This is a genomic window from Alterinioella sp. (assembly GCF_058343375.1).
The window spans coordinates 1-12819 of sequence record NZ_JBTUJH010000046.1; the positions used below are offsets into that span (position 1 = coordinate 1).

10 protein-coding genes are annotated in these 12819 nt (G+C 62.9%); 7 read left to right on the forward strand and 3 right to left on the reverse strand.

Annotation, left to right across the window (positions count from 1 at the left end; translation table 11 throughout):
- A partial coding sequence (gene sauS, locus ACW8PS_RS07585; protein ID WP_491526744.1) for an acylating sulfoacetaldehyde dehydrogenase occupies positions 1 to 1238 on the forward strand: 1238 nt, incomplete at its 5' end.
- Positions 1235 to 2731: an AMP-binding protein gene (locus tag ACW8PS_RS07590; protein ID WP_491526745.1), complete on the forward strand. Its 1497-nt coding sequence runs from the start codon at positions 1235 to 1237 to the stop codon at positions 2729 to 2731. The genes sauS and ACW8PS_RS07590, both read left to right, overlap by 4 nt.
- Before the next feature lie 148 nt (positions 2732 to 2879).
- On the opposite strand, the gene tmpB is transcribed toward ACW8PS_RS07590, so the two are convergent.
- Together tmpB and tmpA are read right to left on the reverse strand one after the other, a co-directional pair.
- A complete protein-coding gene (gene tmpB, locus ACW8PS_RS07595) occupies positions 2880 to 3491 on the reverse strand; it encodes a (R)-1-hydroxy-2-trimethylaminoethylphosphonate oxygenase (RefSeq protein ID WP_491526746.1) in 612 nt (203 codons plus the stop codon).
- Positions 3488 to 4615 (reverse strand): 2-trimethylaminoethylphosphonate dioxygenase, encoded by a 1128-nt coding sequence (gene tmpA / locus ACW8PS_RS07600; protein WP_491526748.1) that lies wholly within the window; start codon positions 4613 to 4615, stop codon positions 3488 to 3490. Before tmpA ends, tmpB begins: the two co-directional genes overlap by 4 nt.
- A 97-nt stretch (positions 4616 to 4712) precedes the next feature.
- Here tmpA and ACW8PS_RS07605 point away from each other — a divergent pair, with 97 nt between their 5' ends.
- Positions 4713 to 5576 (forward strand): LysR family transcriptional regulator, encoded by an 864-nt coding sequence (locus ACW8PS_RS07605; RefSeq protein ID WP_491526749.1) that lies wholly within the window; start codon positions 4713 to 4715, stop codon positions 5574 to 5576.
- A 17-nt stretch (positions 5577 to 5593) separates the two neighbouring features.
- Here the strand turns inward: ACW8PS_RS07605 and ACW8PS_RS07610 are convergent, their stop codons facing one another.
- On the reverse strand, positions 5594 to 6616 hold the full coding sequence (locus ACW8PS_RS07610; protein ID WP_491526750.1) for a LacI family DNA-binding transcriptional regulator: 1023 nt from the start codon (positions 6614 to 6616) through the stop codon (positions 5594 to 5596).
- A 138-nt stretch (positions 6617 to 6754) separates the two neighbouring features.
- On the opposite strand from ACW8PS_RS07610, the gene iolG reads away from it, so the two are divergent.
- From iolG to iolE, 4 genes are all read left to right on the forward strand, one after another.
- Entirely contained in the window at positions 6755 to 7753 is a 999-nt protein-coding gene (gene iolG / locus ACW8PS_RS07615; protein WP_491526751.1) for an inositol 2-dehydrogenase, read from the forward strand.
- A 407-nt stretch (positions 7754 to 8160) separates the two neighbouring features.
- Complete coding sequence (locus tag ACW8PS_RS07620; RefSeq protein ID WP_491526752.1) at positions 8161 to 10077, forward strand: bifunctional 5-dehydro-2-deoxygluconokinase/5-dehydro-2-deoxyphosphogluconate aldolase; 1917 nt, start codon at positions 8161 to 8163, stop codon at positions 10075 to 10077.
- Complete coding sequence (iolD, locus tag ACW8PS_RS07625) at positions 10074 to 11906, forward strand: 3D-(3,5/4)-trihydroxycyclohexane-1,2-dione acylhydrolase (decyclizing) (RefSeq protein ID WP_491526753.1); 1833 nt, start codon at positions 10074 to 10076, stop codon at positions 11904 to 11906. Before ACW8PS_RS07620 ends, iolD begins: the two co-directional genes overlap by 4 nt.
- Positions 11903 to 12808, forward strand: a complete 906-nt coding sequence (gene iolE, locus ACW8PS_RS07630; RefSeq protein ID WP_491526754.1) for a myo-inosose-2 dehydratase — start codon at positions 11903 to 11905, stop codon at positions 12806 to 12808. Before iolD ends, iolE begins: the two co-directional genes overlap by 4 nt.
- Positions 12809 to 12819 lie beyond the last annotated feature (11 nt).

Consider the following 12819-nt stretch of genomic DNA (forward strand, 5'->3'; position numbering starts at 1 on the left):
TGGCGGTGGCAAGCACCGGGCTTGGCAATGTCGCCGACAAGATCACCAAGAACCACCGCAAGACGCTTGGGCTGATGCGCGATATCCAGAATGTGCGGACCCATGGCATCCTCAGCGATGACGCGGCAACCGGGATCACCAGAATTGCCCGCCCCATCGGGGTGATCGGGGCGGTTGTGCCCTCGACAAATCCCGGTGCGACACCGGCCAACAATATCATCAACGCCCTGAAATGCGGCAATGCCATCATTGTATCACCCTCGCCCAAGGGCGTGCCGACCTGCGAAGCGCTGCTGGGATTCATCCATGCCGAGTTCGACAAGATCGGGCTGGACCGGGATCTGGTCCAGATGATCCCCGGGCCGGGGTCCAAGGAAAAAACCCAAACCCTGCTGGAGATCTCCGACCTCATTGTGGTCACCGGCAGCCAGAACAATGTCCGCCGGGCCTATAGTTCCGGCACGCCCGCGCTGGCGGTCGGGGCCGGCAATGTGGCCGTGATCGTCGATGAAACCGCCGATCTGGCCGCTGCCGCCGACAAGATAAAAGCCTCCAAGATCTTCGACAACGCGACCTCATGTTCATCCGAGAATGCCGTCGTGCTGGTCGATGCCATCTATGATGCCTTCACCACCGAGATGGCCCGCACCGGCGGCGCGCTGATCACCGACGAGGCCAAAGTGACCAGCCGGTTATGGGTTGACGGCCAGCTGAACCCGCGCGCCATCGCCCGTGATGCCAAGGATCTGATCGCGGTGCTGGGTCTGACCGGCCAGGTTCCCGAGGGCACCGAATATATCGCCGTCGAAACCAGCGGCATCGGTCCCGATTTTCCGCTCTCGGGTGAAAAGCTGAGCCGCGTTCTGGCGCTCTACCGCGCCCGCGATTTCGACGATGCCCTGGCCATCACCCTGCGGCTGCAACGCCATCAGGGGGCCGGGCATTCGGTCGGCATCCACACCGCGCGCGACGAGCGGCCGCTGGCGCTGGCGCGGGCCATCCCGACCAGCCGGGTGATCGTCAATCAGGCCCATACCTTTGCCACTGGCGGGTCCTTTACCAATGGCATGCCGTTTTCGCTGTCGATGGGCTGCGGGTCATGGGGCGGAAATTCGATCGATGACAATCTGCATTGGCGCCATTTCATGCAAACCACCAGGATCGTGCGCGAAATACCCCCGCGCGAACCGGCATTGGCGGATATCTTTGCCGAATACTGGGCCCGGACCGGCCAATGAAGGTTGACCGCGATACCCCGCCCTCGGGCACCGTGCGCAATTGGCTGGATCTGCGGGCCGAGGGCGCGGATACCGCCATTGTCTTTCCCGAAACCGGCGAGATCCTGAGCTGGACCGAGCTGCGCGACAGCGCCAGGGCCATGGCGCAAGCGATGGTGGCGCAAGGGATTGCCAAGGGCGAAAGCGTCGCCATCATTCACCCCAATGGCCGGGATGGGGTTCTGGCGCTTTATGCCACGCTTTATGGCGGCTTCCGGGCGACGATGATCAACCTGGCCGCCGGGCCGGAGGCCATTTCCTATGTGCTGCAGCATTCCGGCGCGCAGACGGCCTTTGTGCATGAAACTCAGACCGATATTTTCGCAAAGACCGCGCCTGCTTGCATGGCGAGGCTCGACCCGGAGACGCTGATCGGGGCTGCCGCATTGCCCGATCTCGGACCCGATGATGACGCCCTTTTGATGTATACATCAGGCACCACCGGCCAGCCCAAAGGCGTGGTTCACAGCCATGCCAGCCTGCTGGCGGGCGGCTGGACCACCTGCCTTGCGCATGAGCTGAGCCCGGCCGATCGCGGCTTTTGCGTGCTGCCGATCTACCATATCAACGGGCTTTGCGTCAGCGTGATGGGGGCGCTGATCTCGGGCGGCTCGCTGGCCATGGTCTCGCGCTTTTCCAACAGCCGGTTCTGGGCCCAGGCCGATGCGGCGTCGGTGACCTGGTTCTCGGTCGTGCCGACCATCATCAGCCATCTGCTGCACGGCCAGGGTGGGCCGGCCCAAAGCGTGAAGGATCGCCTGCGATTTGGCCGCTCGGCATCTTCCGCCCTGGCCGTCGAAACCCATACCGGTTTTGAAACCCGGTTCGGCGTGTCGATCATCGAGACCATGGGGCTGACCGAAACGGCGGCGCAGATCCTGTCAAACCCGCTGCCACCGGGGATCCGGAAAATCGGTTCTCCGGGTATCGGCTTTGGCAATGAGGTGCGCATTCTGGCCCCTGACCTGACCGAGGCCGCGCGCGGCCAGGAAGGCGAAATTGCCATTCGCGGCCCCAATGTCATGCGCGGCTACCTGCACAATCCCGACGCGACCGCCGCCACATTTGCCGGCGACTGGCTGCGCTCGGGCGATCTTGGGCGGATGGATTGCGATGGCTATGTCTTTGTCACCGGGCGCCTGAAGGAGCTGATCATCAAGGGCGGCGAAAACATCGCGCCGCGTGAAATAGACGAGGCGCTCTATTCGCATCCCGATGTGGTCGAGGCCGCCGCCTTTGCCCGGCCCTGCGACCACTATGGCGAACGGGTCGAGGCCGCCGTCAGCCTGCGAAACGGGGCGCGCGTCACGGCCGACGATCTGATCGTGCTCTGCCATGACCGGCTTGGCCGGTTCAAATCGCCCGATGTGATCCACCTGCTTGGCGAGCTTCCGAAAGGGCCATCGGGCAAGATCCAGCGGATGAAGCTGCCCGGGCTGATAGCGGCCCCGTAATCAGCCACCAGATGCCGCCAGCCGCCCGAATTTGCCCGCCAGGATGCAATCAGCCCGCATCAGATGTCAAAAACCCGGGGCACATGGGGATGGGGCAGAGGCTGCGAATTTTCCCTCCACAGGCCGGTCATTACAAAACCCCGCCAATTCAGCGAATATTGCCCTTCTGCCGATCCGGGTCTGACGCGCCATGGGCGGCAATCACCCGCTCTATCATGGGCGCGTAATGCTCGAAGGGTGGCGTGGCCATATCCGCCCGTTTGCCGGCCTCGTCATAATAGCGCAGCTTGACGATATCCTTCAGGTTCGGGGTGGTCTCGAACGCGGCAATCTCTTCGGCGCTCATCGGCCCGCCTTGCAGGTTCAGCGAATGGATCGACGCCGCCGACAGCCGTTTGAAATAATCCGGCTTCACCGCACAAAGATAGCGTTTGGCGGCCACATGATGGCGCACGCAATCGGTCACGATACGCGGGAAAAACGGCGCCAGAACATCCGCGCCGGCATCTTCATGCCGACGGTCGCTGGTGTCATTCATGGAAAACGTGCCGAATTCCGAGGTGAAATGGCCGATGTCATGCAACAGCGCCGCAACGATGATCTGTTCCGGTTCCCCCGCCTTTTCGGCGAACCAGGCCCCTTGCAGCATGTGTTCGGCCATGGTGACCGGCTCGCCCAGATATTCCTCGCCGCCACGGCGGGCAAAAATACCGCCCAGAAAATCGACGATATTGTCCGCGGTCAGATCGGGGTTTCTCATGGCGCTTCCTCCAGCGCGGCCAGGGTCGACAAAAGCCCGTCCTTATCCGCGTAGCAGCCTTGCAGCCAGCGGGTTCCGCTGCCGGAATATCCCTTTCGGGCATGTAGAATGCGGGTGTTGTCGACAAGGAAACATTCGCCCGGTTCAAGGCGGAATGTCACCGCCATTGCCGGGTCGTCGATGATCGCGCCCAAGCGCCGATAGGCCGCGTAATAGGCCTGCATATCCTCGAACGGCACATCGGTTATCGGGGCGGTCGAGCGGTTGTTGAACCGGACCGCGATGATTTCGCCGTCGGGGGCAAGTTCGATCATCGGGCGGCGCGCGCGCAGACGCACGCCTTTGCCGCCGACATATTCGAACCGGGCGCAATGATCGGCCAGCAGATCGAAACCGGCCGGATCGAGCTGTTGCAGCTTTTGCGCCGCGGCAAAGCCGTCCACAACCATGTTTTCGCCGCCCGCAGCCGAGCTTTCGAGGCAATAGAGGATCTGGATCGAGGGCACCGGATCACGATAAGGGTTATCGGTATGGGCCTGCAGGCCAAGCCCGGTATAGGCCAGATTGGTCGGGTTCACTTCGGTGCGGACCTCGAAATGGCGCCCGTAATTGGTCTCGCGCACATAGCCGAACAGATCGGCCACCTCGAACAGGGCCCCATCGCGCACCGGCCCGCCGGTCAGCTTGCCAAACCCGTAGCGGCGGGTTTTTTCCAGCCAGGCCCGTTTTTCCCCGGGGTCGGCCTTGACCGCCTGAAAATCCCCCACCGGGACATTTTCCATCAGGCTGCCATCCCATGTCTCGATCTGTGGGCCGGTCCAGCCGCGCCCCGCCGGGGCGGGCCGGTCATAGGCATGGGCCTGCAACCAGACCGGATCATAGCAAACACTCTTGCCTTCCGGGGCAAATGTGACCTCGAGCGCACCGCCCCGCAGGGCCGTATCCGTGATATGGGTATCGGCCGGAATATCGCCCAGCGTGATCAGGCGCTGATTGTTTCCGGGCGCGCGCGTTTCGCCATCTTGCGCATTGTCGCGCAGCCAGATCGCATGGAAACGAAAGGCGCGCTCCGGGGTGGTCAATGTCAGGATGTCGCCAGACGGCGAATGCGTGACGGTAGGCATCTGAAAAATCCTCGCAGGGGGTCGATTCTCGACAAACCTAGCGAGATGTGGCATTATCAAAAGAAATATAATTCGCCCCTGAGGCCCGGTTTTCCTTATGCCTAATCCACCCATCCCCCTGCCGCCGCTGGAATGGGTCCGCGCCTTTGAAGCGGCCGCGCGCAGCGGCAGTTTCACCCGCGCCGCCGACGAGATGGGCCTGACCCAGGCCGCCATCAGCCAGCGGATCCACAATCTGGAGGCCCGTCTGGGTGTGGTCCTGTTCAACCGCCAGCCCCGCGGCGTTTGCCTGACCGTTGCCGGCGAGGCCTGGCTGCCGCCTGTCACCAATGCCCTGGCGGCGCTGGCCAGCGCCACGGATGAGCTGTTTGCCAGGCCGCTGCAACAAATCAGGATCATGGCAAGCACGACGCTGATCTCGCTTTGGTTTGCGCCGCGCCTGAGAGAGCTGCCGAAAAGCTACCAACTGTCCTTTCACACCCTGCACACCGATATGGATCTGGGGCGCGAAGATACCGACATCCAGACCCGCTATGGCCGCGGTGATTGGCCGGACCTGCGATCGGCACGTCTGTATGAGGAGGTGCTCACGCCGATGGCCGCGCCCGCATTGCTGGCGCAATCGCCCGATGACTGGCACAGATTGCCCCATATCGCCCTGTCGGGGCCGCGTGCGGGGTGGCAGCAATGGGCGGCGCAGGGAACCGGTTCGGCCACCCCGGTTCCGGCGTTGCGACTGGACAGTTTCAGTCAGTGCCTTGGTGCCGCGATCGAGGGTGCCGGGGTCATCCTCGGCTCGGTCGCTCTTTGCGCGCCGGCCCTGGCGGATGGACGGCTGGTCAGGTTGAGCAGGCGCAACCTGAAAACCGGCAAGGGATATTGGCTGACGGCCAGCCCACGCGCCGTTCCCGCCCGGCAATGGCAGGACCTGGTGGCACGATTTGCGGGCCAAACCGGATAAGGCAGGGCGGGCATGTCTCAGGCGCTGTCGCGGATCACCAGATGCCCTGAAAACTGACAGAGTTTCATTGTCTCTGTCTCACCCTTCAAAACCTGCACCAGCCCCTCTGCCATCGCGGTGAGCGGCTGGCGATAGGTGGTCAGCCGGTAATGCGGGCTGTCGGCCTGGGGGACATCGTCAAATCCGGTGACGGCGATGTCTTCGGGCACGCGCAGGCCAAGCTCATAGCGGATCGCATCGACCGCGCCCATCGCCAGGGCATCATTTTCGCAGACGATAATGTCAGGTCTGGCGGTCGCGCCGGGCCCGGTCAGATATTGCGCCACCCGTTTGAACGCAAGCTGTGGATCATAGGCCGGAACCGAAATGAAATCGGGCTCGGTGCCGTTTTCGGCGCGCCACCGGGTCAGGAACGTATCCTTGCGCAGCAGATGGGCCGAACAGGTCTGCGGCCCGGCAAGAAACAATGGCCGACGATAGCCCCTTTGCATGACGTAATCGGCAATGGTGGTCATTGCGGCCTTGTCATCGCAGCAGATCGAAATCGTATTCGGATCTTCGGAGAAACGGGCAAAAACGATAAGCTTGCGGACCCGCCGCGCCCCCAGCGCCGTGGCCAGAACCTGATCGTCAAACTGGATCCCGATCAGAACCGCGGCATCGACCCGGCGCTGGCTTGCGTTCAGCAGGGCCGCCGACGCATCATCATCGCCCAGGGTGTTGACCAGCAGGGTATCCCAGCCGCTTTGCCGCAGGATCCGGGTCAGGCGTTCCATCATGATGAGCTTGTGGGGATTGGCAAAATCATCCACCAGCAAAGCCACAAGATTGCTGCGATCCGAGGCCAGGCTGGCCGCGAGAAGATCCGGGACATAGCCAAGGCGCTCGGCGACCTGCAGAACTTTCCGGCGGCTCTTTTCCGAAATCGAGGCGTCTGTCTTGAAGGCGCGACTGACCGTCCATCGGGACACGCCAGCCAATTCCGCAACGTCATCGGCCGTCACGGAACCAGACGGAATCTCATTCGATCGCTGGCTCATCATCTGCTCCTTCAGGGCACGGTATCGGAGATTGCCGGCTTGCGCCAGAATCTTTGCACCCGCGTGCAAAAGCATCTTGCACCCGCGTGCAGAATTGTCGAAACTGGGTGGAATTCGAGGAATCGGAAGGTAGGAAACATGCTCAATGTCGGACTTCTCGGTGCCGGCCGTATCGGCAATGTGCATGCCCGGACGATTGCCGGGCATCCCGGCAGCCATCTGGTCGCCGTCTCGGATATGTTCGAAGACAATGCCCGCAAGCTTGCCGCCGAACATGGGGCACAGATGCGCAGCTCGGACGAGATCATCACCGATGATGCGATCGACGCGGTTCTGATCGCGACCTCCACCGACACCCATTCGGATCTGATCGAGGCCGCCACCGCCGCCGGCAAGGCGGTCTTATGCGAAAAGCCGGTCGATCTGAACCTTGAGCGTGCCCGCGCCTGTCAGGCGGCGGTGGCGCGCAGCGGCCAGCCGGTGATGATCGGTTTCAACCGCCGCTTCGACCCCAGTTTCGCGGCGCTGAAGGCGGCTCTGCAAAATGGCGAAATCGGCAAGCCCGAACTGCTGTCGATCACGTCCTTCGACCCCGCCCCGCCGCCGGTCAGCTACATCAGAATCTCGGGCGGCCTGTTTCGCGACATGATGATCCATGATTTCGACATGGCCAATTTTCTGATGGCGGAATTGCCATTGTCGGTCATCGCCACCGGCAGCTCGATCGTCGATCCCGAAATCGGGGCCGCCGGCGATATCGACACTGCGGTGGTCACACTGACCTATGCGGATGGGCGCATCGCAGTGATCAAAAATTCGCGCCGCGCGGTCTATGGCTATGATCAGCGGGTCGAAATTCTGGGCTCGGAGGGCCTGCTTCAGGCTCAGAACATGCTGGAGAACACAGTCGTCAAATCGACCAGAGCCGGCGTCACCAGCGCCAAACCGACCTACTTTTTTCTGGAACGCTACATGCCCGCCTATGCGGCGGAATGGGCGGCTTTTGTCGAGGCGCTCGAAACCGGATCGGCATTTCCGGTTACATTGCAGGATGGTGTTGGCGCGCTGGCCATGGCCGAGGCGGCGGCGCGCTCGGCCAGGACCGGCCAGCCCGTGAAGCTGGCGGATCTGACGTGACCGGCCTGGCCGGAGGGTGATCCGCCGGGCGATGGAAATATTGCCCGGCCCGCGCAAGGGCCGGAGCAGACGATATTCGGCTTTGCCGAATGAGCCGCGCGCGATGGCGGGCGGTCAGAAAATGGTGCAGCTTGAGGCGACGCTCGGGGGGCGATCCGACCTCTTTCCGATGAAGGGGTTTTCGCATTGCCATCCTGTCCTCCCCAGGATTTGGCAGACGGTTCACGGGGCGGAGAGAGGGGGCCTCCGATACCGCCTCGTGAACTGCACCTCGCGCCTGCTGCCCCCGGCATTGCCGCCTGTCCGGGGGCGGCGGGTAACCGCGTCCGGCCGGATGGCGTTATCCTTGATCTCTTCACGCGAAGACGGTCCAAATCGCGTTCTCATTGCTCCGAAAGGCAATTGCTGTGACCAAACCCCTTGATCTCATCACCATTGGCCGTTCGTCAGTTGATCTTTACGGGATTCAGACCGGCGGCAGGCTTGAGGATATGCGGTCATTCAACAAGCATATCGGCGGCTCGGCCACGAAAATCGCCTGCGGCACGGCGCGGCTGGGGCTGAAATCGGCGGTCATCACCGGTGTCGGCGATGAAAATATGGGCCGCTTCATCCGCGAGGAATTGGCCCGCGAGGGTGTCGATACGCGCGGTGTCAAGACCGACCCCGACCGTCTGACGGCGCTGGTTTTGCTGGGGATCCGGGATCAGGACCAGTTCCCGATGATCTTTTACCGCGAAAACTGTGCCGATATGGGGCTGACGGTGGCCGATATCGACCCCGATTTCATCACCAGGGCGCGCGCGGTTATGGCCACGGGCACCCATCTGAGCCATCCGCAGGTCGCGGCGGCCACGCTCAAGGCGCTGGAAATTGCCCGCGCGGCGGGGATGCAGACCGCCCTCGATATCGACTATTGCCCGAACCTCTGGGGCGTTGCCGGCCATGGCGATGGCGAAAGCCGGTTCGTGGCCTCGGACAAGGTCACGGCCAGGCTGCAATCGACGCTGCATCTTTTTGATCTGATCGTCGGCACCGAAGAGGAATTCCACATTGCCGGCGGCACCACCGACACGGTCGCGGCGTTGCGCGCGGTGCGCGCCGTCTCGGGTGCGACGCTGGTCTGCACACGCGGCGCAGCGGCGGCCGCAGCCTTTGCCGGAGCCATCCCGGACAGGCTGGATGCGGGCGAAATCGGCCCCGGATTCGGCATCGAAATGGTCAACATGCCGGGCGCGGGCGATGGTTTCATATCGGGGTTGCTCAAGGGCTGGCTGGATGGTGAGGATTGGCCGACAGCCCTCAAATATGCCAATGCCTGCAGGGCCTTAGCTGTCAGCCGCCATGGCTGCACCCCGGCCTTTCCAAGCTGGCAGGAGCTTCGGTTCTTCCTCGCATGTGGCGCATGTGGCCCGCGGCACCCCGATCTGCGCAACGATGGCGCGCTGCAACAGATACATTGGGCGACCAACCGGCACCCCGACTGGCCCGAGCTGCGGGTTTTTGCCTATGATCACCGGATCCAGATGGAAGAGATCGCAGGTGCCAGCGTTGAAAAGATCGGCCGCTTCAAGGACCTGTGCCTTGACGCCACCCTGCAGGTGGCCGACGGGCGGCCCGGCTATGGGCTTTTATGCGACGGCCGTCTGGGCCGCGATGCCCTGTGCCGGGCGACGGGCAGCAATCTCTGGATCGGTCGTCCGGTCGAATGGCCGGGCTCGCGGCCGCTGACCCTGGAGCCGGAAATCGGCCCCGATTATGGCGGGCTGTCGGAATGGCCGCGCGATCAGGTGGTCAAGGTGCTGTGCTTTTGTCACCCCGATGATGGGGCCGATCTCTGGGCCGATCAGGAGGCCACGATCATCCGGCTCTTCAACGCCTGCCGCCGCAACCGGCTGGAATTTCTGCTCGAGGTGATCCCGTCGAAAGCCGGGCCCATCGCGGATGACACCACCGCGCGGGTGATCCAGCGGTTCTATGATGCCGATGTCTATCCCGACTGGTGGAAGCTGGAGCCGATGCTGACCGAAGCCGCCTGGGAACAGACCATCGCGGCCATCGAGACCAATGATCCCGACACCCGCGGCATCGTGATCCTGGGCCTCGGCGAAACCGAGGCAAATCTCGCCACCAGCTTTGCGGTGGCCGCGCGTTATCCGTTGGTCAAGGGTTTCGCCGTCGGCCGGACCATCTTTGCCGAAAGCGCACGCGCCTGGATGCTCGGCGAAGTTTCCGACAAGGAGGCTGTCGATGCGATGGCCGATATCTATCAGCGGCTTTGCGCGATCTGGGACAAGGCGCGCGGCAAGGGAGATCTGCAATGACCAAGACCATCAAACTGACCGCCGCGCAGGCCATGATGCGCTATCTGAGCGCCCAGATGACCGAAGACGGTGACCCGTTCATCGCCGGGGTCTGGGCGATCTTCGGCCATGGCAATGTGGCCGGGATCGGCGAGGCGCTTTACGGCGCGCGCGAAACCTTGCCAACCTGGCGCGGCCATAATGAACAGACCATGGCCCATGCCGCGATTGCCTATGCCAAGCAGCTCAACCGCAAACGCGCGATGGCGGTGACCTCCTCGATCGGGCCCGGCGCATTGAACATGGTGACGGCGGCCGCTTTGGCGCATGTCAACCGGCTGCCGGTGCTGCTCTTGCCGGGCGATGTCTTTGCCGGTCGCGGCCCCGATCCGGTGCTGCAGCAGATCGAGGATTTCGGCGATGGCACCATCAGCGTCAATGACGCCTTCAAACCCGTCAGCCGCTATTTCGACCGCATCACCCGGCCCGAACAGCTTTTGACCGCGCTGCCGCGCGCCTTTCGGACCATGACCGACCCGAGCGATTGCGGCCCCGCGACCCTGTCCTTCTGTCAGGATGTTCAGGCCGAAGCCTATGAGTATCCGACCCGCTTTTTTGAACCGAAAATCTGGTATCAGCGCCGCATCCGCCCCGATGCGGCGGAACTGGCGCGCGCTGTCGCGGCCATCAAAACCGCCAGGCAACCGGTCATCGTGGCCGGTGGCGGCGTGCATTATTCGGGGGCCACCGATGATCTGGCCCGCTTTGCCGAGACCCATAACATCCCCGTTGCCGAAACCCAGGCGGGCAAATCGGCGCTGGCCTGGGATCATCCGCTCAATCTCGGGCCGATCGGCGTGACCGGGGGCGAACCCGCCAACGAGATCTGCGCCGGGGCCGATCTGATCCTGGGTGTGGGCACCAGATTTCAGGATTTCACCACCGGGTCATGGGGGCTGTTCTCGAACCCCGAGCGCTGCCTGATCAGCCTGAACACCGCCGCCTATGACGCCGAAAAACACGGTGCCATGCCGGTGCAATGCGATGCGCAGGTCGGCCTGATTGAGCTGGCCGCGGCCCTTGGGGATCAGCGTTTCGATGCCCCCGCCCCGACGCGCAAGGCCGCGTGGTTCGCCAAGGTCGACGCGCTGACCGACGCGCCGCAGAGCGGCAACGCCCTGGCGACCGACATGCAGGTGATCGGGGCCGTGCAGCGGGCATCGCATGCCGACACCGTGGTGATGAGCGCGGCAGGCACCATGCCGGGCGAGCTGCACAAGCTGTGGAAGGCCCCGCGCCCGGGTGCCTATCACATGGAATATGGCTTCAGTTGCATGGGCTATGAAATCGCCGGTGCCATGGGCATCAAGATGGCGCAACCCGACCGTGACGTGATCTGCTTTACCGGCGACGGCACCTATATGATGGCCAATTCGGAACTGGCCACCGCCGCGATGATGGCGATCAGCTTTACCGTGATCGTCACCGACAATCGCGGCTATGGCTGCATCAACCGGCTGCAAATGGGCACCGGCGGGGCCGAGTTCAACAACATGCTGGATCATACCATCCATGCGCGGCCCTCGAATATCGACTTCGTGCAACACGCCGCCTCGATGGGGGCGACCGCGGTCCGGGTTGGCTCCGTGGCCGAATTGGAAGAAGCGCTTGACGCGCGCGGTGCGATTTCGGGCCCCTATGTGATTGTGATCGACACCGACCCTTATCCCTCGACACCGCATGGCGGCCATTGGTGGGACGTGGCGGTTGCCGAAGTCAGCGACCGCGCCGAAGTGACTGAGAAACGCCGCGCCTATGAGGCCGCCATCAAGGAAAGAAACACCAAATGAGCGTGAAGATTGGGATCTCTCCGATTGCCTGGCAAAACGATGATCTGCCGGATCTGACGGCCGCCTATTCCATGGAACAGGCTTTGCGCGAGGCCCGCCAGATCGGCTATACCGGTATCGAACGTGGCCAGCGCATGCCGCAGGACACCGAGGGGCTGCGCCGTTTCCTGACGGCCAATGACATCGCGCTTTGCGGCGGCTGGTGTTCGGGCAATCTGATGACATCCACAATTGCCGAAGAGATCAACGCGATCCGCCAGCAGGTCGACCAGTTTGTCGCCCTGGATGCGCCCTGCCTTGTCTATGCCGAATGTTCCAACACCGTTCAGGGCGACCAGGCCACGCCGCTCGTTGCACGCCCCAGATTGTCGCGCGATGAGGTGATGGCCTATGCCGCGAAACTGTCTGAACTGGCCAAGTGGATGGCCGATCAGGGGTTGGTGCTGGCCTATCACCACCATATGGGCACGATGATCGAGGATCAGGACAATATCGACTGGCTGATGGCGGGGGCCTCGGAGGAGGTGGCGCTGCTGTTTGACACCGGGCACCTTCATTTCGGCGGGGCCGATGTCATGGCGACACTGGATAAATGGGGCCACCGGGTGGCCCATGTCCATTTCAAGGATGTGCGCGCGGATGTGACCCGCAGGATCCGGGCCGAAAACGGCAGCTTTCTTGACGCCGTCATCGCCGGGGCCTTTACCGTTCCGGGCGACCCGGAAGGCTGTATTGATTTTCAGACCATCACCGATGCCCTGAAGAAGATGGATTTCGCGGGCTGGATCGTGGTCGAGGCCGAACAGGATCCGGCCAAGGCCCCGCCCTATGAATATTCCAAGCTGGGATATGATCACATCGTCGAGATCTGCGCCCGCTCGGGCCTGCGCATCGACGGCTGAACCGAACCAGA

Excerpts from the sequence above, each read along its gene's own strand:
- iolG (WP_491526751.1), top strand. The coding sequence starts at position 6,755 with ATGCTCAATGTCGGACTTCTCGGTGCCGGCCGTATCGGCAATGTGCAT.
- tmpA (WP_491526748.1), bottom strand. The coding sequence starts at position 4,615 with ATGCCTACCGTCACGCATTCGCCGTCTGGCGACATCCTGACATTGACC.
- iolD (WP_491526753.1), top strand. The coding sequence starts at position 10,074 with ATGACCAAGACCATCAAACTGACCGCCGCGCAGGCCATGATGCGCTAT.
- ACW8PS_RS07605 (WP_491526749.1), top strand. The coding sequence starts at position 4,713 with ATGCCTAATCCACCCATCCCCCTGCCGCCGCTGGAATGGGTCCGCGCC.
- ACW8PS_RS07610 (WP_491526750.1), bottom strand. The coding sequence starts at position 6,616 with ATGAGCCAGCGATCGAATGAGATTCCGTCTGGTTCCGTGACGGCCGAT.
- iolE (WP_491526754.1), top strand. The coding sequence starts at position 11,903 with ATGAGCGTGAAGATTGGGATCTCTCCGATTGCCTGGCAAAACGATGAT.
- tmpB (WP_491526746.1), bottom strand. The coding sequence starts at position 3,491 with ATGAGAAACCCCGATCTGACCGCGGACAATATCGTCGATTTTCTGGGC.
- ACW8PS_RS07590 (WP_491526745.1), top strand. The coding sequence starts at position 1,235 with ATGAAGGTTGACCGCGATACCCCGCCCTCGGGCACCGTGCGCAATTGG.